Genomic DNA, 20,933 nt, shown 5'->3' on the forward strand with positions numbered 1-20,933 from the left:
GCCTTCCGGGCGCTCAGTCCGTGATCGTCCGCGCCTCCACCTTCGGGAGAACGACCCCGTCCGAGGGGATCAGGGAGTACAGCACGGTGTCGACGCGGCCCTCGTGCACGTGCCCCGCGTTGCGCAGCACGCCCTCCCGCACGAAACCGGCCCGCTCCGCGACGGCTCGCGAGGCGTGGTTCCCCGTCGCGGCCCGCAGCTCCAGGCGCTCGAAACCGCGCTCGCCGAGCAGCCACCCGGCCACCGCCCGTGTCGCCGCGACCGCGACGCCCCGCCGCCGGGCCCAGGGCGCGACCCAGTACCCGACTTCGCTGACGAGGCCGCGCCAGTCGGTGCGGTTGAGCCCGGTCGCGCCGAGGAGACGGCCGCTCTCGCGATCGGTGATCGCCCACTGGATGCCCTCGCCCGAGGTCCGCAGGTGGTGGCTGAGGTCCGTGCACCAGCTCCGGGCCACCTCCGCGTCGTACGGACGGGGCAGCGGCAGCCAGCGCTGGGTCTCCTCGTCGGAACACCCAAGCCGGACATCCTCGACGTCCCCCGCGTCGAAGGCGCGCAGCCGCAGATTCCCGGAGACCAGCTCCGTCTCGGCGAAGACGTCTTCCGTCCACGTACCCATGCCACGCTCCCCACCTCGTCACCAGCGGGCGTCTCCCCTGGTGGCGGGGAGGCTAGCAAGGGGAGGGGGTCGCGTGCGGAGGATAAAAAGCGGGGGCGCGGAGCCTCGGGCCCGCGCCCCGTCCTGCCCTGCCGACTCCTGTCCGGCCCCTCCGTCCCGTCCGGTCCTGCCCCGGCCTACTGGTACGCGTAGAACCCGGAGCCCGACTTCCGCCCGAGGCGACCCGCCTCGACCATGCGGCGCAGCAGCGGCGGGGCCGCGTACAGCGGCTCCGCGTACTCCGCGTACATGCCCTCGGAGATCGAGACGATCGTGTCGAGGCCGATGAGGTCGGCGAGCTTGAGCGGACCCATCGGGTGCGCGCAGCCCAGTTCCATGCCGCTGTCGATGTCCTCGCGGCTCGCGATGCCCTGCTCGAACATGCGGATCGAGGAGAGCAGGTACGGGACGAGAAGCGCGTTGACGACGAAGCCCGAGCGGTCCTGCGCGCGGATCGCGTGCTTGCCGAGGACCTTCTCGGCCCACACGTGGGCGCGGCTGATGGTGCCCTCGGAGGTGGTGAGCGCGGGGATCAGCTCGACGAGCTTCTGCACGGGGGCCGGATTGAAGAAGTGGATGCCGATGACGTGGTCGGGGCGCGAGGTGGCCACCGCGAGCTTCACGATCGGGATCGAGGAGGTGTTGGAGGCGAGGATCGCGTCCTTGCGGGTCACGACCTGGTCCAGTACCTGGAAGATCTCCGTCTTGACCTGCTCGTTCTCGACGACGGCCTCGATCACGAGGTCGCGGTCGGCGAACTCGCCGAGGTCGGTGGTGAAGCTGAGCCTGGACTGCGTCGCGGCCAGTTCGTCCGCCGTGAGCTTGCCGCGCTCGGCGGCCTTGGCGAGCGAGTTGCTGAGCCGGGTGCGGCCGTACTCCAGCGCGTCGCCGGTGGTCTCGGCGACCTTCACGTCGAGACCGGCGCGTGCGCAGACCTCCGCGATTCCCGCGCCCATCTGTCCGCAGCCGACCACTCCGACGCGTGCTACATCGGCCTTGAAGTCCGTCACCTCGTGCCTCTCGCCGTCCGGGGATGAAGTGTCGGGCGGCCCACGACGCGCTCCGCGTCGCGCCGCGACACCATCCCGCGCCGCGTCACGACGCACCTCGGCGCCGCGCACGACGCTTTCCGGCATCGCGTGTGACGCACCGGGCGCCGCCGCCCAGGCGTGAACGTTACCGCGCGGTCAATGTGTGGCGGCTCCCCCGGGGAGGGCATGAGAGGGGGGTGCGCGTGTGACATGTGTGACAACCGAGCCCGTGGAGGCACCGGATGGACAACAGGGGAACGCTCAGCCGCAGAGGCTTCACCGCCCTCGCCGCAGGGGTCGTGGCGGCTCTCGGCACCACGGGCGCCGCCCTCCCGAGCGGAACCGGACACGGCGGCGGCCACCCGCCGCGCGGGCGGCGGATGCGCGGGGAGTGGGTGGCGAGCGTCACCAACCGCGACTGGCCCTCGGCGCCGGGGCTGCCCGCCCCGGTCCAGCAGAACGAGCTGCTCGGCCACCTCGACACGGCCGTCGAGCGCCGTCTCGACACCGTCATCCTCCAGGTGCGCCCCTCGGCGGACGCGCTGTGGCCCTCGCCCTACGAGCCCTGGTCGGCGTACCTCTCGGGGGAGCAGGGCAGGGACCCCGGCTACGACCCGCTCGGCTTCGCGGTGCGGGAGGCCCACAAGCGGGGGCTGGAGCTGCACGCCTGGTTCAACCCGTACCGCATCGCCGTCCACGACGACCCGGCCCGCCTCGTGCCCACCCACCCGGCCAGGGTCAATCCGGACTGGGTCGTCACCTATCAGGGGCAGATGTACTACAACCCCGGGCTGCCCGAGGTGCGCCGGTACGTCGAGGACGCGATGCTCGACGCGGTCGCGCGCTACGACATCGACGCCGTGCACTGGGACGACTACTTCTACCCGTACCCGGTGGCCGGGCAGCCCTTCGACGACGACCGCGCCTTCGCCCTGTACGGCGGCGACTTCCCCGACCGGGCCGCCTGGCGCCGCCACAACACCGACCAGCTCGTGCGCGAGACGAGCGCCCGCATCCGCCGCCTCAAGCCGCGCGTCCGCTTCGGCATCAGCCCCTTCGGCGTGTGGCGCAACGCGAGCACCGACCCGCGCGGCTCCGACACCACCGCCGGTGTGCAGAGCTACGACGACCTGTACGCGGACACCCTGCGCTGGGTGCGCGAGGGCTGGATCGACCACATCGTGCCGCAGCTCTACTGGAACATCGGCTTCCCCGCCGCCGACTACGCGACTCTCGCCCGCTGGTGGGCGAAGGCCGTGCGCGGCACCGGAGTGGACCTCTACATCGGCGAGGCCCTCTACAAGGTGGGCGACCCCGCGCAGCCCGCCGCCTGGGCGGACCCCGCCGAGCTGTCCAAGCACCTCGACCTGACCGCGCGCATCCCCGAGGTGCACGGCCACGCCTTCTTCGCGGCGAAGGAGGTCGCGGCCGACCCGCTCGGCGCGATGAGCCGCGTCGTGCGGGACCACTACCGCGAGCGGGCGGCACCGCGCGGCTAGGAGGAGCCGCCGCGGAGGCCGCGGCCGGGGTCAGGGGGCGGTGTCCGGGGACTTCTCGTACGGGGGCTCCTCGTACCGGGACTTCTCGTACGGGGCCGGGCGTGCCGTACGAGAAGTCCGCGTCGCCCATTGCGTCCCCGCGATGCACAGCACCACCCCCACCGCCGCGAGCGGAGCGGCGGCCGGGAGCGACTCGCCCAGCAGCGTCACCGACCACACCAGGGTCAACAGGGGCTGTGCGAGCTGGAGTTGGCTCGCGCGGGCGACGCCGGTCTCGGCCATGCCCCGGTACCACACGAAGAGCCCGACGAAGGTGGACCCCACCGAGACCCACACGAGCCCCGCGATCCCGTGCCCGCTCCACCGCACGGGGTGCTCCAGACACAGCGCCACCACCGCGCCCACGCCCGTCAGCGGCAGGCACGCCACGAGCGCCCACGCGCTCACCTGCCAGCCCGGCATGACCGCGGCGAGCCGCCCGCCCTCCGCGTAACTCGCCGCGCACACCAGGAGCGCCGCGAAGAGCAGCACGTCCCCGCGCGTGAACCCGCCCCCGCCCTGCCCCAGCGTGAACGCCAGGACGATCGCCGCGCCCGCCCCCGCCGCGGGCCAGAAGGCGCGCGGCGGCCACACGCCCGAGCGCGCGGCGGCCACGAGCGCCGTCGTGAGCGGCAACAGGCCCACCACGACCGCCGAGTGGGCCGTCGTGGACGTCTGGAGCGCGAGCGTCGTCAGGAGCGGGAAGCCGAGCACCCCGCCCCCGGCCACGACCGCGATCCCGGCCCAGTGCGCCCGTACCGGGACCCGCGCCCGCACCGCCCGCAGGAAGCCGGCGGCGACGGCGGTCGCGAGGAGGCAGCGCAGGCACACGAGCGACCACGGGCCGAAGCTTTCGAGGCCCCACGCGGTCGAGGGGAAGGTGAGCGAGAAGCACAGCACGCCGAGCGCGGCGAGGAAAAGGCCGGAGCGGGACCGAGGGGCGGTTTCCGCGTCGACCGCTATCGTGGAATCGGTGATAGCGCTATTGTCACGTCTCATGCAAGAGCGTAGCAGCGTGGGGGCATTGGCGGATCTCCTCCGTGCCGAGTTCGACCGCTATCCGCCAGGTGGAAAGCTGCCGTCGAGCCGGGAACTCGTCGCGCGGCACCGCGTCGGGCCCGTCACCGTCTCGCGCGCCCTCGCGCGGCTCGCCGCCGAGGGGCTGCTCGTGACCCGCCCCGGCGCGGGTGCCTACCGGGCGGGGCGGGCCGCGCCCGCCGCCGAGGGCGACACCTCCTGGCAGCACCTCGCACTCAGCGCCGAGTCTGCCGAGGGCCTTCCGCGTGCCGTGGACGCGAGCGGCGTTCTCGCCACGCTCGCCGAACCACCCGCAGGAGTCGTCGAGTTCAACGGCGGCTACCTCCACCCGGACCTGCGCCCCGAACGCGCCCTCGCCGCCGCGCTCGCCCGCGCCGGGCGCCGGCCGGGCGCGTGGGGCCGCCCGCCCGCCGAGGGACTGCCCGAACTGCGCGCCTGGTTCGCGCGCGACCTCGCCGCGGACGGCGGAGGCGGCCCCGGCCCCGGGGGCGCGCTCGTCAGTCCCGGCGGGCAGTCCGCGCTCAGCGGCGTCCTGCGCGCCCTCGCCCCGCCGGGCGCCCCCGTCCTCGTCGAGTCCCCCACCTACCCGGGCCTGCTCGCCGTGCTCCGCGCCGCCGGACAGCGGCCCGTCCCCGTCCCCGTGGACGCCGACGGGCTCCGTACCGACCTGCTCCCCGAGGCGTTCCGCGCGAGCGGCGCGCGCATCCTCGTCTGCCAGCCGCTCCACCAGAACCCGACAGGGACCGTCCTCGCGCCCGCCCGCCGCCCCGGGCTCCTCGCCGCCGCGCGCGCCGCCGGCGCCTTCGTCGTCGAGGACGACTTCGCGCGCCGCCTCGGCCACGCCGACGCGGGCCCGCCACCGCCGCCGCTCGCCGCCGAGGACCCGGACGGCATCGTCGTGCACATCCGCTCGCTCACCAAGGTCACCGCGCCGAGCCTGCGCGTCGCCGCCGTCCTCGCGCGCGGCCCCGTCCTGGAACGGCTGCGCGCCGTGCAGGTCGTCGACCACTTCTTCGTGCCGCGCCCGCTCCAGGAGGCCGCGCTCGAACTCGTCGGCTCCCCGTCCTGGCCCCGCCATCTCCGCGCGGTGGCAGGCGAGTTGGGCGCGCGAAGGGCCGCCCTCGCGGCGGCCCTCGCCCGTCGGCTCCCCGAGGCGGCGCCCGCGCGCGTGCCCACCGGGGGCTACCACCTCTGGCTCCCGCTCCCCGAGGGCACCGACGAGTCCGCGCTCGCCGCCGAGGCGCTGCGCCGGGGCGTCGCGGTCGCCCCGGGCCGCCCGTACCACCCGGCCGAACCCGACCGCCCGCACCTCAGGATCAGCTACGGGGGAGTGGCGGACAGGGACGAACTGGAGGAGGGGGTACGGAGACTGGCGGAGGCGTTCGCGGCGGTACGGGGATGAGGGGCGGCCCGGACGGGGACGCGGGCGCAACCCGGGGCGGGTCGCCGCGCCCCCGTACCGCGTCGGGCGGGCGTGCACCTTCCGCACGCCATGCGCGCCCGCCCGCTCACGCCGAGCCCGCTCCCCCCGACGCCGCTCGCTCCGAACCCCTCACTCCAGCGGCAGGATCATCCACTTCCCCGGCTCCACCTCGGCGTACCCCACCGAGCGGTACAGCTCCTGCGCGCTGCTGGTGACGAGCAGCACGCGCCGCACCCCGTACTCCTCCATCCGCGCCCGGACGGCCGCGAGCAGCGCCTTCGCGAGGCCCCGGCCCCTGGCCTCGTGCGGCACGTAGACGTCGCAGAGCCAGGCGAAGGTGGCGCGGTCGGTGACGACCCGCGCGTAGGCGCGCTGCTCGCGGCGCACCGTGCCATCGGCGTCCGGCACCTCCTCGTACACACCGAAGTTCAGCGAGGCGGCGACGGCGGCGCGCTGCTTCTCCAGGCTGCGGCCGAGCGCCCAGTAGGCGTCGGTGGAGAGCCAGTGGTGGACGCGTCCGACATCGACGAGGTCCGGCGCGTCCGAGACGAAGTGGCCGGGCGGGAGGGGGACGGCGGGCAGGTCCGTGTACGTGGTCATGCGGGCAGTCTCGCAATGCGCGCGCGGCGCCGCCCAGCCGGTTTCAGCCCGTGGACGGGGCCTCGCGGGTGTGCTCCGTGCGCAGCACGAGGTCCTTCGCGGGCCCCGCGACGCGCCACACCACGCTCCACAGGTCCGGGCCGCTCACGGTGAACTCGCCCCGGTAGAGGTCGAGGGAGCAGGGGTGGTCGGCGATCGCGTGGCCCGTGCGCAGGTCGACGTCGTGGAAGAAGCGCCCGTCGTCGAAGGTGACACGCGCGGAGCCCTTGCCCGCCGGGTCCGGCAGCCAGCGCAGGGTCCGGTACGCGGGACGCGCGACGCCGTCCCACGTGAAGGTGCCCTCCTCGTGGTGCCGCAGCCCGCCGCCGGGGAGCGCCGTGAAGTCCGCCGTGCCCGTGAAGTGCCCGCGCGTCCCGGTGTGCCGGTCCTCGGCCGTGCGCGCGACGTGCCAGCGCCCCGCGAGGAAGGCGAGCAGGTCGGGCACGGGGGTGGTGGCGGGGGCGGGCGTCTCGGGCCGGGCGTCGGGCATGCCCCCTTCCTACTCCAGGGACACGAACCCGTGCCACCCCGCGCACCCGCCCCCGCGTTCCCGGCTCTTCACGGGGTATCCGCTCCGCATGGACACCGAGAACACACAGGACCACGTCCTGCTCAGCGCGGACACCAACGGCGACGGCAAGCCCGATGTGTGGATGACGGACACCACGGGCGACGGCAAGGCCGACCTCTACCAGTTCGACACCACGGGCGACGGCACGGTGGACGTCACCGTGACCGAGGAGGACGGCGCGGAGGAGCGGCGCCACGTCGTGGAGGGAGACGGCGGACACCCGGTCCCCGGCGCCTGAGCCCGGGGCGGCGGGGGTCAGGCGGAGACGGTACGGGCGATACGGGCCGCGACCCCGGCGGGCGTCAGGCCCGCCGTGTCGACGACGGTCGCGCGGGCGCACAGCCATTCCAGCGCCCGCGCGTACACGTCGAGGTGCGCGAGCCGCCACGGCCCCGCCGCCGCGCTCTCCGGCTCGACGTCGCCCGCGATCCGCGCGCGCAGCCTCTCCTCGTCGGCGTGCAGCAGACGTGCCGCACGGGAATCCCGGCCGCCCGGAACCCGCCCTCGATCTCGTCCCAGTACGCCTCGCTCAGCACCGTCTGCGGTACGACGAGCGTCCCGCCCGTGACGCGAGCACCTGCCGCGCGGTCTCGACGACGAGTCCGCGCCACATGGGCCAGTGCTGGAAGTTCCCGGGCCACTCGTCCCGCGGCATCCCCCGCAGCAGCCCCCCGACCTCCTCGGAGTCGAAGACCCGCGCCCCGGGCGGGATCTCCGCCAACTCCCGTGCCGTCGTGGTCTTCCCGGCCCCGTAGGTCCCGCCCAGCCATACGATCGTGCGCGGACTCTACGGGCCCCCGCTCGCGCACGGACCCCTGATCGCGTACCGCCCCCGCTCGCGCACGGCCCCGCCCCGGACGGGCCCCGCGCGGGGGCTCCCCGGGAGCCGTCCGCGCCGCTACCCTGCCCCCATGATCGACATCCAGCTCGCCCGGCCCGTCGACGGGGACGCGCTCGGCGAGGTGCACGCGGCGGGGTGGGAGGCCGCGTACGCGCCCTTCTTCGCACCGGAGTTCGCCGCCGCCGGGGTGCGCGACCGCCGTACCCGCTGGCACGCCAGGATCACGAACGGCGAGGGCGCGATCCTGCTGGCCCGCGTCGGAGGCCGCCCGCTCGCGCTCTCCTGGGCGGGCCCCTCGCCGCACCGCCCCGGCTGGGCCGAGGTGTTCGGCTTCTACGGGCACCCGGACGGCTGGGGGAGCGGCGTGGCCGGAGCCCTCATGACCCGCACCCTCGACCACCTCCGCGCCGCCGGGCACACCCGCGTCCACCTCTGGACGCTGCGCGGGACGCCGCGCTCGCGCCGCTTCTACGAGAAGAGCGGATACGCCCCGACCGGGGCCGAGCGGCCGTACGACTTCGGCGACGGACGGCCGCTGACCCAGGTCGAGTACGCGCGGGACTGCTGAGCGGGCGGGCCCCGGCGGTGCTCGCGCGCCGCGAGCACCGCCGGACCGCGCCTCAGTCGCCGCGCACGCCCGCGCCTCACTCGCCCCGCACGCCCGCGCTCTCCTCCCGCAGGCTCTCGACGAGGTCGCGCGGCAGCCCGTGCGTGTCGTGCAGGTAGTGCAGATCGGCCTCGTCGAGCGGCCCGCGGAAGCGCGGCCCGGCGAGGACCCGGCGGCCCCGGTCGAGCAGCGAACGGAAGCGGGTCTCCTCCTCGGCGAGGGTCCCGAGCACCCTCCGTACCGTCTCCGGGTCCTCGCCGCCCTGCCCGAAGTGGCCGAGCGTCCCCGTCACCAGCTCGCGGGGCAACTCCCCGAGCCCGTACGAGGAATCGGTCCGCCACAGCGTCGTCAGCACGCGCCGCACGAGGCGCCGCAGCACGTACCCGCGCCCCGTGGCGGCGGGCCGTACCCCGTCGCCGAGGACGACGACGGCCGAGCGCAGGTGGTCGCTCACGAGCCGCACCGAGGTCTCGTCGAGCCCCCACAGCGGCGGGAGCAGCCGCCGCCACGGCTCGAAGACGTCGCCGTCGAAGACGGAACGTTCTCCCTGGAGCAGCGAGGCGAGCCGTTCGAGCCCGAGCCCGGTGTCGACATTGCGCTGCGGCAGCGGGACGAGGGAGCCGTCGGCGAGGCGGCGGTGGCGCATCATCACGTGGTTCCACACCTCGACCCAGCGCTCGTCACCCGTCGGCGTCGACTCCGGCGGCCCGTCCCCGGTCCACAGGAAGATCTCCGAGTCGGGACCGCAGGGCCCCGTCGGCCCGTTCGACCACCAGTTGTCCTCGACCGTCCGCTCGACGGGCACCCCGAGGCGCTCCCACACCTCCAGCGAGGCGAGGTCGGGGCCCACCCGTCCGTCCCCGCCGAAGACGGTGGTGTGCAGGAGCCGCGGGTCGATCCCGAGCCCGTCCGTGAGGAGTTCGTACCCCCACTCCAGGCTGCGCGGCCCCTCGTAGTCGCCGAGCGACCAGGTGCCGAGCATCTCGAAGACGGTGAGGTGGGTCGGGTCGCCGACCTCCTCCAGGTCCGTCGTGCGCAGGCACCGCTGCACGTTCACGAGCCGCCGCCCGAGCGGGTGCGGGCGGCCTTCGAGGTACGGGGTGAGCGGGTGCATCCCGGAGGTGGTGAAGAGCACGGAGTCGTCACCGGGCGGCGGCAGCAGCGTCGAGCCGGTGATCCGGGCGTGGCCGCGGTCCTCGTAGAACTCGGTGAAGCGGCGGCTGACCTGGTCGGTGGTGAGCTTCGTCATGGCGGGCTCCTTCGCGGTACGGGCGCCGGAGCACGGACCACGGGAGACTACGCACGCCTCGCGAGCGCGAGGAACCACCGGGGACCGTGTTCCGGTCGCCGGTGGAATGAGGGGGGTACGTCAGGCGGCGGCGACCGGGGAGCGGGGCGCTCGCGCGGTCGCGGTGGTGCATCGGCCGGTGACGTTCATGCGGTCGAGGATAACGCGGGGGCGGGCGGAGGGGCGGGTGGTTTTCGGCGGGGTACGGAGCGGGGCGCGCTCGCGGCCGGTCGTCCGGCGCGCGGGCGCGGGGCGCGGAGCCGGACGGGCCGCCCCGGCTCCCTCGTCTCCCCGTCTCCCTCGTCTCCCGGCTCCCCCGTCCCGCGGGCCTCGCTCCCTCGTCCCCGCCGGACGCCCGGTGCGGCTCACCCGAGCGTCCCCGACACCACCTGTTCCGCGATCGGCGGGCGTCCCCAGCGGCCCAGGATCTCGTTGGCGAGGGCGACGGTCGTGAGAGGGCTGTCCGCGCGGCCGGGCTCGATCGCCGCCGCGAGCAGACCGCGCGGCACGGCGTCCGCCGCGAGGAGCGCCCGCCACTCGGCGGGCGGCAGCCGCAGGAACTCCAGGCCGTCGAGCCGCCCGATCTCCAGCGGCTCCGCGAGCGTGCCGGGCCCCGCCGAGAGCGACCGCAGCCGGGGGAGCCCCAGAACGGGCGCGAGGCTCGTCGGCGGGCTCTCCCAGCGGCCGAGCGAGAGCACCTCCAGTGCCGGGTGCGCCGCCGCGGCGACGCTCGGTATGCCCCGCGCGTTGACGTACGCGACCTCCGGGGACTCCGTGTGCCGGGCGCGCGGGGCCTCGTCCTCCTCTTCCTCCTCGCCCGCGCGCAGCACGAGCGAGGTGAGCGAGTCGGCGAGGAGTTCCGCGCCCACGCTCTCCTCGTGGCCGATCAGGACGACCTGCCCGAGGTGCCCGCCGGGCCCGGGGGTCAGGTCCACGGCGAGGCGGTCGCCGCCGCCGTTGTCGCCGAAGACGAGCCAGCCCGGCGAGCCCGGCAGCCCTTGCACCGCCGCGCCCGGCGGGGTCCGCACGGCCTCCATCGCGCCGAACACCCAGGGGCACGGGCGCGAGGCGGCGTCCGCCACGTACACCTGGGAGAGCGGCAGCAGCTCGCAGGACAGCGCCTCGTAGACGCGTTCACCGGCCTCCGGGGCGTCCGCGTGGTCGCGCCACTCGCCGCGTACGACCGTGTAGAGCGCCCGCAGTTCGGGCGGTAGCGGCCTGCCCAGCCGGGCCTCGGCGGCGGCGAGCGCGGCCGGGTCCGCGCCGGTCGCGCCGGGGAGGCGGGCACGCAGCGAACGGGCGAGGAGGGCGGGGTCCGCCGAGGGCGCGGCGACGGCCCCGGGCACCGGCTCCGGCAGGCGCCGCCACGGCTCCGGGACCGCCCCCTCGACCAGGACCAGCGCGCCCGGATGCGCGGAGGCGATGCCTGGTTCGACGGCGGGGGAGGAGGGGAACAGGCGCAGGGTGACGGAGCCGTCGGCCGTGAGCCGCGCGACGAAGGCCACCTCGGCGGTCCCGCTCGCCGCGAGCGCCGCCAGGACGGGCTCCACCGCCCGCTGCTCCCGCGGGAAGTCACGGCCGAGCCGCGGCAGGCTCCACGCGCCCCGGCTGAGCTGCCCCGACAGCTCGAAGGGCCCCGCGCCGCCCTTGTCGGCGCACTGCTCCCACAGGAGCCAGGAGAGGGGTTCCCAGGTGGCGAAGTCGGTCAGCGGCGTCGCGTGCGCGGCGGGAGGAGTCATGGCCGGAGGCTAGCGGGGCGCACCGACAGCGGCGGGCGGGTCGGCGGACGAACCAGGGCGACGGCGAGCGGACAGCGAGGGGCGGTGCGGAGCGCTGGCTGTGCGGAGGCGCCGCCGCGTCGCCGTGTCCGGCCGCCGATCCAGACACCCTCGCCAGGAAGGTTAGCCTCACCTAAGCTTGTGCGGCCGGAGGGGGGCTCCGTCGGGGTCGTGTTCCCGTGCGCCCACCCATGCGCCCTTTTATTGCATAGTTCTGCAGGTGAATGTATAGTCATGCTCTCAGGAGGAGGTCACCCATGACGGTACGAGCGGCAGTCGCCGGAGCGAGTGGATACGCGGGCGGAGAGGTGCTGCGCCTGCTTCTCGCCCACCCCGAGGTGGAGATCGGCGCGGTCACGGCGAACTCCAACGCCGGTCAGCGCCTCGGCGTGCTCCAGCCGCACCTGGCGCCGCTCGCCGACCGCGTGCTCGAAGCGACGAGCGCCGAGAGCCTCGCCGGGCACGACGTCGTCTTCCTCGGCCTCCCGCACGGCCAGTCCGCCGCCGTCGCCGAACAGCTCGGCGACGACGTCCTCGTCATCGACATGGGCGCCGACTTCCGGCTCAAGGACGCCGCCGACTGGGAGACCTTCTACGGCACCCCCCACGCCGGCACCTGGCCCTACGGCCTCCCCGAGCTGCCCGGCGCCCGCGCCGCGCTCGCCGGCACCCGCCGCATCGCCGTGCCGGGCTGCTACCCGACCGCCGTCTCGCTCGCCCTCGTCCCCGCCTACGCGGCCGGGATCGTCGAGGACGACGCCGTGATCGTCGCCGCCTCCGGCACCTCCGGCGCGGGCAAGGCGGCCAAACCGCACCTGCTCGGCAGCGAGGTCATGGGCGCGATGTCCCCGTACGGCGTCGGCGGCGGCCACCGGCACACGCCCGAGATGATCCAGAACCTCAGCGCCGTCGCGGGCCACCGCGTCACCGTCTCCTTCACCCCCACCCTCGCCCCCATGCCGCGCGGCATCCTCGCCACGTGCAGCGCCAGGGCGAAGCCGGGGGTGGACGCGGCGCGCCTGCGCGAGACCTACGAGAAGGCGTACGCCGACGAGCCGTACGCGCACCTGCTGCCCGAGGGCCAGTGGCCGAACACCGGCGCCGTGCTCGGCTCCAACCACGTACAGCTCCAGGTCGCCCACGACCCCGCCGCCGGACGCGTCCTCGTGCTCGCCGCGATCGACAACCTCGCCAAGGGCACCGCGGGCGGCGCGATCCAGAGCATGAACCTCGCCCTCGGCCTCCCCGAGACCACCGGCCTGCCCGCCGCCGGGATCGCGCCGTGACCCGTACCCCTCCCGCGCCCCGGACCGCGCACGCGTCCGGCGCCCCCCTGATCACCCTTCTGACGAACCGGCTGCGCGCCGCCCTCCGCACCGCGGCGCGGAACAAGCCCAAGGAGACCTGAGACACCGTGAGCGTCACCGCACCCCAGGGATTCACGGCGGCGGGCATCGCCGCCGGGATCAAGTCGTCGGGCCAGCCCGACCTCGCCCTCGTCGTCAACCAGGGGCCGCGCCTCGCCGCCGCCGGGGTCTTCACGTCCAACCGCGTCAAGGCCGCCCCCGTCCAGTGGTCCGAGCAGGTCCTCAAGGGCGGCCAGGTCTCCGCCGTCGTCCTCAACTCCGGCGGCGCCAACGCCTGTACGGGCCCGCGGGGCTTCCAGGACACCCACGCGACCGCTGAGCGCGCCGCCGAGGCCCTCGGCCACAACGCGGGCGAGATCGCCGTCGCCTCGACCGGCCTCATCGGCGAACTCCTCCCCATGGACAAGCTGCTCCCCGGCGTCGACACCGCCGTCGCCGCGCTCAGCGAGCACGGCGGCGAGAAGGCCGCCCTCGCCATCAAGACCACCGACACCGTCCACAAGACGGCCGTCGCCCAGCGGGACGGCTGGAGCGTCGGCGGCATGGCCAAGGGCGCGGGCATGCTCGCCCCCGGCCTCGCCACGATGCTCGTCGTCCTCACCACCGACGCCGACCTCGACAGCGGCGCGCTCGACCGCGCCCTGCGCGCCGCGACCCGCGTCACCTTCGACCGCGTCGACTCCGACGGCTGCATGTCCACCAACGACACCGTCCTCCTCCTCGCCTCGGGCGCGAGCGGCACGACGCCCGCCGAGGACGAGTTCACCGCGGCCGTACGGGAGGTGTGCGCCGACCTCGCCCGCCAGCTCATCGGCGACGCCGAGGGCGCGAGCAAGGACATCCGTATCGAGGTCGTGAACGCGGCGAGCGAGGACGAGGCCGTCACGGTGGGCCGCGTCATCGCCCGCAACAACCTCCTCAAGTGCGCCGTGCACGGCGAGGACCCCAACTGGGGCCGTGTCCTCTCCGCGATCGGCACCACCGACGCCGCCTTCGAGCCCGACCGCCTCAATGTCGCCATCAACGGCGTGTGGGTCTGCAAGAACGGCTCCGTCGGTGAGGACCGCACCCTCGTCGACATGCGGTACCGCGAGGTGGTCATCACCGCCGACCTCGCCGCCGGGGACGCCTCGGCCGAGATCTGGACCAACGACCTCACCGCCGACTACGTCCACGAGAACAGCGCGTACTCCTCATGAGCGAGCCCAGCGACGAGAGCGAGACGAGTGTTGTGCCCCAGCCGGCCCCCGCTGCGACCCGCAAGCACACCGCCCTCCCCAAGGCCCAGACCTTGATCGAGGCCCTCCCCTGGATCACCCGCCACCAGGGCAAGACCGTCGTCATCAAGTTCGGCGGCAACGCCATGGTCGACGAGGAGCTGAAGGCCGCCTTCGCGCAGGACGTCGTCTTCCTGCGGCACGCCGGGCTCCGCCCCGTCGTCGTGCACGGCGGCGGCCCGCAGATCAGCGCCCAGCTCGACAAGGAGGGCCTGGTCAGCGAGTTCCGCGCGGGCCTGCGCGTCACGACGCCCGAGGCGATGGACGTCGTACGGATGGTCCTCGCCGGGCAGGTCCAGCGCGAGCTGGTCGGCCTGCTCAACCGGCACGGCCCGCTCGCCGTCGGCCTCACGGGCGAGGACGCGCACACCATCACCGCGACCAAGCACTTCCCCCGCATCGAGGGCGAGTTCATCGACATCGGGCGCGTCGGCGAGATCACCGCGATCGACACGGGCGCCATCGAGACGCTGCTCGACGACGGCCGTATCCCCGTCGTCTCCTCGATCGCCCGCAGCGCCGACGACGACCACGTCTACAACGTCAACGCCGACACCGCCGCCGCCGCGCTCGCCGCCGCGCTCGGTGCCGAGACCCTCATGGTCCTCACCGACGTCGAGGGCCTCTACGAGGACTGGCCGCACAGCGACGAGGTCATCAGCCGCCTCACCGCGAGCGAGCTGGAGAAACTGCTGCCCGAGCTGGCGAGCGGCATGGTCCCGAAGATGGAGGGCTGCCTGCACGCCGTCCGCAACGGCGTCCGCACCGCCCGCGTCATCGACGGACGCGTCCAGCACTCCATCCTCCTGGAGATCTTCACCGACGAGGGCATCGGCACGATGGTCGTGGACGACGACCCGCGGGCCGCCGCCGAGCCCGCCACGGAAAGGCAGAAACCGTGACCGCCACCGAGCAGCCGCACCCCCTGACCGGGCGCTGGCAGCACACCCTGATGAACAACTACGGCACCCCCCGCCTCGAACTCGCGCGCGGCGAGGGCGCCACCGTGTACGACACCGGGGGCCGCGCCTACCTCGACCTCGTCGGAGGCATCGCGGTCAACGCCCTCGGGCACGCGCACCCCGCCGTCGTCGAGGCCGTCTCCCGGCAGATCGCCTCGCTCGGCCACATCTCCAACTTCTTCATGGCCGAGCCGACCGTCGCCCTCGCCGAACGCCTCGTGGGCCACGCGGGCCGCCCCGCCCGCGTCCTGTTCTGCAACTCCGGCGCCGAGGCCAACGAGGCCGCCTTCAAGATCGGCCGCCTCACGGGGCGCCGCCACATGGTCTCCACCACGGGCGGCTTCCACGGCCGCACCATGGGCGCCCTCTCGCTCACCGGCCAGCCCGGCAAGCAGGACGGCTTCGGTCCGCTCCCCGGCGACGTCACCTTCGTCCCGTACGGAGACGCCGAGGCCCTGCGCGCGGCCGTCACCGAGGAGACCGCCCTCGTCATCGTCGAGCCCCTCCAGGGCGAGAACGGCGTCGTCGTCCCGCCCCCCGGCTACCTGCGGGCCGCGCGCGAGATCACCCGCGCCACCGGCACCCTCCTCGTCCTCGACGAGGTGCAGACCGGCATCGGGCGGACGGGCCACTGGTACGCGTACCAGGCCGAGGAGGGCATCGACCCCGACGTCGTCACGCTCGCCAAGGCACTCGGCGGCGGCCTCCCGCTCGGCGCGGTCCTCGCCTTCGGCGAGGCGGGCGACCTCCTCACCCCCGGCCGCCACGGCTCGACCTTCGCGGGCAACCCCGTCGCCTGCGCCGCCGGGCTCGCCGTCCTCGACACCATCGAGGACGAGCACCTCCTCGACCGCGCCAAGCGCACGGGGGAGCGGCTGCGCGAGGGAATCGAGCAACTCGGGCACCCCCTCGTCGGCCACGTCCGCGGCGCCGGGCTCCTGCTGGGTATCGTGCTCACCGAGCCGCGCGCCCCCCAGGTGCAGCAGGCCGCCCAGGACGCCGGACTCCTTGTCAACGCCCCGGCCCCCGACGTCGTACGGCTCATGCCGCCGCTGAACCTCGGCGAGGCCGAGGCGGACGCCTTCCTGGCCGCGCTCCCTGGGGTGCTGGACGCGGCGGCGGGAGAAGGGACGCACGCGGGCCGATGAGAGTGGGACGACGACGATGAGTCAGGCGAGTCAGGCGCAGGAGAACGAGCAGGGCGGGCCCGCGGTGCCGCAGACGCGCACCGCGCGGCACCGCAGGATCGTGGACATCCTCAACCGGCAACCGGTGCGCTCCCAGAGCATGCTGGCGAAACTGCTCGCCGACGACGGACTCACCGTCACCCAGGCCACCCTCTCCAGGGACCTGGACGAACTCAACGCGGTGAAGATCCGCAACAACGACGGCGACCTCATCTACGCCGTGCCGAGCGAGGGCGGATTCCGCACCCCGCGCGCCCCGCTCGGCGAGTCCGCCAAGGAGGAGCGGATGCGCAGGCTCTCCTCGGAACTCCTCATCTCCGCCGAGGCCAGCGCCAACCTCGTCGTCCTGCGCACGCCGCCGGGCGCGGCCCAGTTCCTCGCCTCCGCGATCGACCAGGCCGAACTCCACGACATCCTCGGCACGATCGCGGGCGACGACACCCTGCTCCTGATCAGCCGCGACCCGGCGGGCGGCCAGCAGCTCGCGGACCACCTGCTGCGGCTGGCGGCCCGCGTCGGCTGAGCCGCCGGACCGCGCGGCCCGCGGCCACATGATCATGAAACCCGCCCTCGCGGGCACACGACCCTCACAAAGAACGTGTGACGAGGGGCGGGTTTCATGGCATACGGCAGGCAGCCGACGGGAGTACAGACGCGGGCGACCCTCCTGGCCCTCGGCCTCGCCACCGCCTTCGTCGGAGCGGTGGCCCTCCTCTTCCTCCGCCTCGCCCACTGGGCGGGGACACACCCCGTCCCCGCCACGCTCCTGACCGCCCTCTCCCTCCCCCTCCTCTACGCGCTCGTACGGGGCATGCCGCGCGGCCGCGAACTGCGCCGCGCGGCCCTGGCGGGAATGGCGGAGGCGGACGCGGAGTCGGTGGCGGCGGAGCCCACCGTGGTCCTGCCACCGAACGACCCGCGCGACGGCCTCACCGTCCCGCTCCCCGAGCCCTCGGTGGACCTCACCCCGGACGGCTTCGAGGAGGCGGTGGCGGACCTGTGCCGCCGCGACGGCTGCACGGACGTCGGGGTGGTGGGCGGCGCGGGCGACCTCGGCGCCGACGTCCTGGCCACGGCCCCCGACGGCCGCCGCGTCGTCATCCAGTGCAAGCGCTACGCCCCCACCCACAAGTCCGGCTCCCAGGACCTCCAGCGCTTCGGCGGCACCTGCTGGACGGTCCACGGCGCCCAGCTCGCCCTCATGGTCACCACGAGCACCTTCACCGACCCGGCCAGGGACTACGCCGACACCTGCGGCATCCGCCTGATCGACGGCCCGGCCCTGCAGGCCTGGACCACCGGGGAGACACCGGCACCGTGGGGACCGGCGCGGGTTTCGTAGCGGGTCGGCGTCCCACCGGGGGAGAGGGCCGACGGGCGGCTCGTGGTGCGCCGAAAGGGGATCAGGGAGTGGGTTCCGGTACGGGCGGGGCGACCGGCTCCGCGTCCTCGCGGTCCCGGCGGCGGGAGCGGTGGGCCATGACGGCGGCGACGAGCGCGCCCGAGATGTTGTGCCAGACCGAGAAGACGGCGGCGGGCAGGGCGGCGAGCGGGCTGAAGTGGGCTGTCGCCAGCGAGGCGGCGAGCCCGGAGTTCTGCATGCCGACCTCGAAGGCCATCGCGCGGCTCGCGGATGGGCCGAGGCGGGTCAGCTTGCCCGCCCCGTAACCGAGCGCGAGGCCCAGGCCGTTGTGGAGGACGACGGCGAGCAGGACGGTCGCCGCCGCGGACTTGATGCTGTCGGCGCTCGCCGCGACGACGGCCGCGACGATCGCCGCGATCGCGACCGAGGAGAGCCACGGCATGACGCCGAGGACGCGCGTCACGATCCGCCCCGCGACCAGCCGTACGAGCAGTCCGCCGAGCACGGGGAGCAGCACCGTCTTCAGGATGTCGCCCATCATGGCGCCCGCGTCCACGGGCAGGTACGTGCCGGCGAGGAGCAGCGTCAGCGGCGGCGTGATGAGCGGAGCGAGCACGGTCGAGACGGTCGCCACCGAGACGGAGAGCGCCACGTCGCCGCGCGCGAGGAAGGTCACCACGTTCGAGGCCGTCCCGCTCGGCGCGCAGCCCACGAGGATCACCCCGGCCGCCAACTGCGGTGACAGGTCCAGGAGATGGGCCACCAGCCAGCCGAGCCCCGGCATGATCACGTAGTGCGCCACGAGCCCGATCAGGACCGCCCAGGGGCGCCGCGCGACACCCTTGAAGTCGAGCGGCGTCATCGTCAGGCCCATGCAGAACATGACGACGCCGAGCAGGTACGGCACGTTCGCCGACCACCCGTCGAAGGTGCCCGGGGTGAGCAGCCCCGCCGCGCCCGCGAGCAGGACGAGCACGGGGAAAACGGTGACGGCGAGCTTGGCCGCACGGTCGGCGCCGGCGCCGGGGGAGGGAGCGGCGGCTTCGGGCGGAGTCTGTGCGGTGGGGACGCGGGATCGCATTTGCCAATGCAACTGCCGCGTCTCATATGCTCGCAAGCATGTCTCACGATGTGGACATCCGGCGGCGCGGTGGTCCCGCCCCCCGCGCTTCAGTACCGGGTCACCGCCGTTCCCCTGTCCTCCGTCCCCACCACCAGCTTCGCCCCCGGCCGCGCCCACCGCAGCAGCGTCCGCATCGTCGCGGCCGGGACCGAGAGACAACCCGCTGTCGCGCCCTTGCCGTTGACGTGGAGGAAGATGCCCGCGCCGCGACCGCGCACCGGGTGCCTGTAGTTGAAGTCGGTGACGAAGGCGTGCGCGTACTGGACCGGGTAGTCGGCCAGGCGCTCGGACTCCTCGGCGCGGCAGTCGGCCGCGCGGGGCTCGCTCCAGCGGTTGTACGCGCGCGAGGCGTTGTCCTCGCACCACCAGGAGTCCGGGGTCACCGGGCGGTACGCGAGCCGGGTGCCCTTCGGGGCGGCCTCGTTGCCGAAGGCGAAGGGGAGGCCGAAGAGGCCGGTCGGGGTCGTGTTCGTGCCCTGCTCGCGGCGCGTGCCCTCGACGAGGCCGCCGGCGCCGAACCGCGCGGCGGCCCGCCCGCGCTCCCGCCACTCGCCGTCCGCGCGCCGCTCCCACCAGGTCAGCGTGCCGTGCGTGGAGCGGGTGTCCGGGGCGGTGGCGATGAGGAGCTGGCGCGCGCCACCCGTGTCGGCGAGGCGGGCGGGGAGCGGAGGGGCCTGCGCCTCGGCGCGGGGTGCGGCGGCTCGCTGCGGGGCCGCGAGGGCGGGGGCGGTGAGGGGGCCGAGGAGCAGCGCGGGCAGGAGGGAGAGGGCGGTGGTCGTGCGGAGGCGGAGGACGGGTCTCATGCGGCAGAACGTAGGCGGGGCGCGGGGGCTCGGCAGCGCGGCGCGGTCCGTGCGGGTGGGGGGCGCGTATCGGCCACCGGGAGGGGGTATTCCGGACAACAGTGAGAAGTCGAAAGTTTGTTTGACGTGTCCGGGCTCACACCTTTACTCTCCCCCTACGTGATCAGCACGTGGGCGCCGCATTCGCGCGCACGTGTCGGGGGTTCCGTCTTCCTTGCCGCAGGCATGCCACCCGTGTCCACTCCGTGGGCCCCGGGCCGCTCCGCCGCGTCGGAACGCACCCCCGCAACCGCCCGTCGTCCGGCCTGTCCCCGGCCGGTGGCACCGGCGGTCGCTGCCGCGTCCCGCTCACCGTTCACGACGCGCGTGTCCGCCACGCGCTCACGCAAGGGGCCACCGCGCCCCGGGGGGTTTCCACACATGCACTACTACCTCGACGCCTTCAAGAAGTACGCCCAGTTCAGCGGGCGCGCGCGCAGGGCCGAGTACTGGATGTTCCAGCTGTTCAACATCATCGCGATGGCGATCCTGTTCATCCTCGGGGTCGCCGTCACGAAGGTCTTCTTCGTCCTGTACGGCCTGTACGCGCTCGCCCTCATTGTCCCGTCGCTCGCCCTCACGTGGCGCCGACTGCACGACACGGGCCGCTCCGGCGGCTGGTTCTTCATCAGCTTCGTGCCCTTCATCGGCGGCATCTGGCTGCTCGTCCTCACCATCCTCGAAGGCGACCGGCAGGCCAACATGTACGGGCCCGACCCGAAGGCCCCCGCGGGCGTCCCCCAGTACTGAGCCGCGCGCACGCGCACACGGGCCCGACCCCTTCGAGGGGCCGGGCCCGTTCCCGTGTCAGCGCGCGGGCGTCGGCGGCAGCGGGAGCGGCAGTCCCGGCAGCCCGTCGATGCTCTTCGCGATGTGGTCCTTCTTGCCGAAGTACGCGTCGAGCGAGGCGTCGTCCTCGCGCGCGAAGCGCCGCGCGTGCAGGTCGCGCTCCTCCTCGTACGCCATGAAGGGCACCGCGTAGCCGCACGTGTCCCTGATCAGCTCGGCGTGCACGACGATCACGGCACGCAGCCCGTGCGGGTCCGGGTCCACGGCCTCGAAGCGCTCCACGAGGCCGGGGAAGCGCGGGTCGTCGCGGAAGACTGCCTCGCCGTGCCCGTGGACCCGCACGATGTTCGGCGGGCCCTGGAAGGCGCACCACATCAGCGTGATGCGCCCGTTCTCGCGCAGGTGGGCGATCGTCTCCGCGTTGCTGCCCGCGAAGTCGAGGTACGCGACGGTGTGCGCGTCGAGCACGGCGAACGAGCCGCGCACACCCTTGGGGGAGAGGTTGACCGTGCCCTGCTCGGAGAGCGGTGCCGTCGCCGTGAAGAACACGGGCTGTTCCTCGATGAACGTGCGCAGACGGCCGTCGATGCGTTCGTAGGTCTTTCCCATGGTCC

22 protein-coding genes and 1 pseudogene are annotated in these 20,933 nt (G+C 74.4%); 12 read left to right on the forward strand and 11 right to left on the reverse strand.

From position 1 onward, the window contains the following. Nucleotides 1-13: 13 nt before the first annotated feature. Complete coding sequence (locus tag STTU_RS28000) at nt 14-616, reverse strand: GNAT family N-acetyltransferase (RefSeq protein ID WP_007829112.1); 603 nt, start codon at nt 614-616, stop codon at nt 14-16. Between the two features lie 176 nt (nt 617-792). Beyond that, the gene (locus STTU_RS28005) at nt 793-1,665 is read right to left on the reverse strand and encodes a 3-hydroxybutyryl-CoA dehydrogenase (RefSeq protein ID WP_009063581.1); all 873 of its coding nucleotides are present in this window, start codon (nt 1,663-1,665) and stop codon (nt 793-795) included. Between the two features lie 263 nt (nt 1,666-1,928). Here STTU_RS28005 and STTU_RS28010 point away from each other — a divergent pair, with 263 nt between their 5' ends. Continuing rightward, nucleotides 1,929-3,185 carry a glycoside hydrolase family 10 protein gene (locus tag STTU_RS28010; protein WP_007829116.1) on the forward strand — a complete coding sequence of 419 codons (1,257 nt, stop codon included), beginning with the start codon at nt 1,929-1,931 and terminating at the stop codon, nt 3,183-3,185. Nucleotides 3,186-3,215: 30 nt separating this feature from the next. Here the strand turns inward: STTU_RS28010 and STTU_RS28015 are convergent, their stop codons facing one another. After that, on the reverse strand, nt 3,216-4,223 hold the full coding sequence (locus STTU_RS28015) for a DMT family transporter (RefSeq protein WP_007829118.1): 1,008 nt from the start codon (nt 4,221-4,223) through the stop codon (nt 3,216-3,218). Between STTU_RS28015 and STTU_RS28020 the strand changes: the two genes are divergently transcribed. Continuing rightward, on the forward strand, nt 4,222-5,664 hold the full coding sequence (locus STTU_RS28020; protein ID WP_052862429.1) for a PLP-dependent aminotransferase family protein: 1,443 nt from the start codon (nt 4,222-4,224) through the stop codon (nt 5,662-5,664). The genes STTU_RS28015 and STTU_RS28020 overlap by 2 nt on opposite strands. A 150-nt stretch (nt 5,665-5,814) precedes the next feature. On the opposite strand, the gene STTU_RS28025 is transcribed toward STTU_RS28020, so the two are convergent. Then, nucleotides 5,815-6,285 (reverse strand): GNAT family N-acetyltransferase, encoded by a 471-nt coding sequence (locus STTU_RS28025; RefSeq protein ID WP_007829121.1) that lies wholly within the window; start codon nt 6,283-6,285, stop codon nt 5,815-5,817. Between the two features lie 43 nt (nt 6,286-6,328). After that, nucleotides 6,329-6,814, reverse strand: a complete 486-nt coding sequence (locus tag STTU_RS28030; protein WP_007829123.1) for a DUF6314 family protein — start codon at nt 6,812-6,814, stop codon at nt 6,329-6,331. An 88-nt stretch (nt 6,815-6,902) separates the two neighbouring features. Between STTU_RS28030 and STTU_RS28035 the strand changes: the two genes are divergently transcribed. Further along, nucleotides 6,903-7,133 carry a hypothetical protein gene (locus STTU_RS28035; protein WP_043257805.1) on the forward strand — a complete coding sequence of 77 codons (231 nt, stop codon included), beginning with the start codon at nt 6,903-6,905 and terminating at the stop codon, nt 7,131-7,133. 17 nt (nt 7,134-7,150) lie between these two features. Here the strand turns inward: STTU_RS28035 and STTU_RS28040 are convergent. Next, a pseudogene (locus STTU_RS28040) lies at nt 7,151-7,670 on the reverse strand (AAA family ATPase). 136 nt (nt 7,671-7,806) lie between these two features. On the opposite strand from STTU_RS28040, the gene STTU_RS28045 reads away from it, so the two are divergent. Next, nucleotides 7,807-8,304 carry a GNAT family N-acetyltransferase gene (locus STTU_RS28045; protein ID WP_007829127.1) on the forward strand — a complete coding sequence of 166 codons (498 nt, stop codon included), beginning with the start codon at nt 7,807-7,809 and terminating at the stop codon, nt 8,302-8,304. A 76-nt stretch (nt 8,305-8,380) separates the two neighbouring features. Here STTU_RS28045 and STTU_RS28050 read toward each other — a convergent pair whose 3' ends face one another. Together STTU_RS28050 and STTU_RS28055 are read right to left on the reverse strand one after the other, a co-directional pair. After that, nucleotides 8,381-9,592 carry an alanine--tRNA ligase-related protein gene (locus STTU_RS28050; RefSeq protein ID WP_043256555.1) on the reverse strand — a complete coding sequence of 404 codons (1,212 nt, stop codon included), beginning with the start codon at nt 9,590-9,592 and terminating at the stop codon, nt 8,381-8,383. Between the two features lie 404 nt (nt 9,593-9,996). Next, entirely contained in the window at nt 9,997-11,370 is a 1,374-nt protein-coding gene (locus STTU_RS28055) for an SMI1/KNR4 family protein (protein ID WP_043256556.1), read from the reverse strand. Nucleotides 11,371-11,666: 296 nt separating this feature from the next. Between STTU_RS28055 and argC the strand changes: the two genes are divergently transcribed. From argC to STTU_RS28085, 7 genes are all read left to right on the forward strand, one after another. After that, nucleotides 11,667-12,695: an N-acetyl-gamma-glutamyl-phosphate reductase gene (gene argC, locus STTU_RS28060; RefSeq protein WP_007829131.1), complete on the forward strand. Its 1,029-nt coding sequence runs from the start codon at nt 11,667-11,669 to the stop codon at nt 12,693-12,695. Further along, nucleotides 12,692-12,817 (forward strand): hypothetical protein, encoded by a 126-nt coding sequence (locus STTU_RS35980; protein ID WP_257790875.1) that lies wholly within the window; start codon nt 12,692-12,694, stop codon nt 12,815-12,817. The genes argC and STTU_RS35980 overlap by 4 nt, the downstream gene beginning before the upstream one ends. A 6-nt stretch (nt 12,818-12,823) precedes the next feature. Next, nucleotides 12,824-13,975: a bifunctional glutamate N-acetyltransferase/amino-acid acetyltransferase ArgJ gene (gene argJ / locus STTU_RS28065; protein ID WP_007829133.1), complete on the forward strand. Its 1,152-nt coding sequence runs from the start codon at nt 12,824-12,826 to the stop codon at nt 13,973-13,975. After that, the gene (argB, locus tag STTU_RS28070; RefSeq protein ID WP_052862430.1) at nt 13,972-14,955 is read left to right on the forward strand and encodes an acetylglutamate kinase; all 984 of its coding nucleotides are present in this window, start codon (nt 13,972-13,974) and stop codon (nt 14,953-14,955) included. Before argJ ends, argB begins: the two co-directional genes overlap by 4 nt. Beyond that, the gene (locus STTU_RS28075) at nt 14,952-16,163 is read left to right on the forward strand and encodes an acetylornithine transaminase (protein ID WP_043256557.1); all 1,212 of its coding nucleotides are present in this window, start codon (nt 14,952-14,954) and stop codon (nt 16,161-16,163) included. Before argB ends, STTU_RS28075 begins: the two co-directional genes overlap by 4 nt. A gap of 16 nt (nt 16,164-16,179) precedes the next feature. After that, nucleotides 16,180-16,725 (forward strand): arginine repressor, encoded by a 546-nt coding sequence (locus STTU_RS28080; RefSeq protein ID WP_007829139.1) that lies wholly within the window; start codon nt 16,180-16,182, stop codon nt 16,723-16,725. A gap of 96 nt (nt 16,726-16,821) precedes the next feature. After that, nucleotides 16,822-17,544 (forward strand): restriction endonuclease, encoded by a 723-nt coding sequence (locus STTU_RS28085; protein WP_007829141.1) that lies wholly within the window; start codon nt 16,822-16,824, stop codon nt 17,542-17,544. 61 nt (nt 17,545-17,605) lie between these two features. On the opposite strand, the gene STTU_RS28090 is transcribed toward STTU_RS28085, so the two are convergent. Beyond that, the gene (locus tag STTU_RS28090; protein ID WP_007829144.1) at nt 17,606-18,646 is read right to left on the reverse strand and encodes a bile acid:sodium symporter family protein; all 1,041 of its coding nucleotides are present in this window, start codon (nt 18,644-18,646) and stop codon (nt 17,606-17,608) included. Nucleotides 18,647-18,735: 89 nt separating this feature from the next. Further along, nucleotides 18,736-19,491: a L,D-transpeptidase family protein gene (locus tag STTU_RS28095; RefSeq protein ID WP_007829146.1), complete on the reverse strand. Its 756-nt coding sequence runs from the start codon at nt 19,489-19,491 to the stop codon at nt 18,736-18,738. Between the two features lie 420 nt (nt 19,492-19,911). Here STTU_RS28095 and STTU_RS28100 point away from each other — a divergent pair, with 420 nt between their 5' ends. Further along, nucleotides 19,912-20,280, forward strand: coding sequence for a DUF805 domain-containing protein (locus STTU_RS28100; RefSeq protein ID WP_007829149.1), 369 nt, complete (start codon nt 19,912-19,914; stop codon nt 20,278-20,280). A 57-nt stretch (nt 20,281-20,337) separates the two neighbouring features. Here the strand turns inward: STTU_RS28100 and STTU_RS28105 are convergent, their stop codons facing one another. Next, nucleotides 20,338-20,928, reverse strand: a complete 591-nt coding sequence (locus tag STTU_RS28105) for a pyridoxamine 5'-phosphate oxidase family protein (RefSeq protein WP_007829151.1) — start codon at nt 20,926-20,928, stop codon at nt 20,338-20,340. Nucleotides 20,929-20,933 lie beyond the last annotated feature (5 nt).

This window comes from Streptomyces sp. Tu6071, from assembly GCF_000213055.1.
GTDB classification, from domain to species: domain Bacteria; phylum Actinomycetota; class Actinomycetes; order Streptomycetales; family Streptomycetaceae; genus Streptomyces; species Streptomyces evansiae.

Excerpts from the sequence above, each read along its gene's own strand:
- STTU_RS28015 (WP_007829118.1), bottom strand. The coding sequence starts at position 4,223 with ATGAGACGTGACAATAGCGCTATCACCGATTCCACGATAGCGGTCGAC.
- STTU_RS28095 (WP_007829146.1), bottom strand. The coding sequence starts at position 19,491 with ATGAGACCCGTCCTCCGCCTCCGCACGACCACCGCCCTCTCCCTCCTG.
- STTU_RS28000 (WP_007829112.1), bottom strand. The coding sequence starts at position 616 with ATGGGTACGTGGACGGAAGACGTCTTCGCCGAGACGGAGCTGGTCTCC.
- argC (WP_007829131.1), top strand. The coding sequence starts at position 11,667 with ATGACGGTACGAGCGGCAGTCGCCGGAGCGAGTGGATACGCGGGCGGA.
- STTU_RS28080 (WP_007829139.1), top strand. The coding sequence starts at position 16,180 with ATGAGTCAGGCGAGTCAGGCGCAGGAGAACGAGCAGGGCGGGCCCGCG.
- STTU_RS28085 (WP_007829141.1), top strand. The coding sequence starts at position 16,822 with ATGGCATACGGCAGGCAGCCGACGGGAGTACAGACGCGGGCGACCCTC.
- STTU_RS28045 (WP_007829127.1), top strand. The coding sequence starts at position 7,807 with ATGATCGACATCCAGCTCGCCCGGCCCGTCGACGGGGACGCGCTCGGC.
- STTU_RS28090 (WP_007829144.1), bottom strand. The coding sequence starts at position 18,646 with ATGCGATCCCGCGTCCCCACCGCACAGACTCCGCCCGAAGCCGCCGCT.
- STTU_RS28020 (WP_052862429.1), top strand. The coding sequence starts at position 4,222 with ATGCAAGAGCGTAGCAGCGTGGGGGCATTGGCGGATCTCCTCCGTGCC.
- STTU_RS28030 (WP_007829123.1), bottom strand. The coding sequence starts at position 6,814 with ATGCCCGACGCCCGGCCCGAGACGCCCGCCCCCGCCACCACCCCCGTG.
- argB (WP_052862430.1), top strand. The coding sequence starts at position 13,972 with ATGAGCGAGCCCAGCGACGAGAGCGAGACGAGTGTTGTGCCCCAGCCG.
- STTU_RS28100 (WP_007829149.1), top strand. The coding sequence starts at position 19,912 with ATGCACTACTACCTCGACGCCTTCAAGAAGTACGCCCAGTTCAGCGGG.
- STTU_RS28025 (WP_007829121.1), bottom strand. The coding sequence starts at position 6,285 with ATGACCACGTACACGGACCTGCCCGCCGTCCCCCTCCCGCCCGGCCAC.
- STTU_RS28035 (WP_043257805.1), top strand. The coding sequence starts at position 6,903 with ATGGACACCGAGAACACACAGGACCACGTCCTGCTCAGCGCGGACACC.
- STTU_RS28055 (WP_043256556.1), bottom strand. The coding sequence starts at position 11,370 with ATGACTCCTCCCGCCGCGCACGCGACGCCGCTGACCGACTTCGCCACC.
- STTU_RS28105 (WP_007829151.1), bottom strand. The coding sequence starts at position 20,928 with ATGGGAAAGACCTACGAACGCATCGACGGCCGTCTGCGCACGTTCATC.
- STTU_RS28010 (WP_007829116.1), top strand. The coding sequence starts at position 1,929 with ATGGACAACAGGGGAACGCTCAGCCGCAGAGGCTTCACCGCCCTCGCC.
- STTU_RS28050 (WP_043256555.1), bottom strand. The coding sequence starts at position 9,592 with ATGACGAAGCTCACCACCGACCAGGTCAGCCGCCGCTTCACCGAGTTC.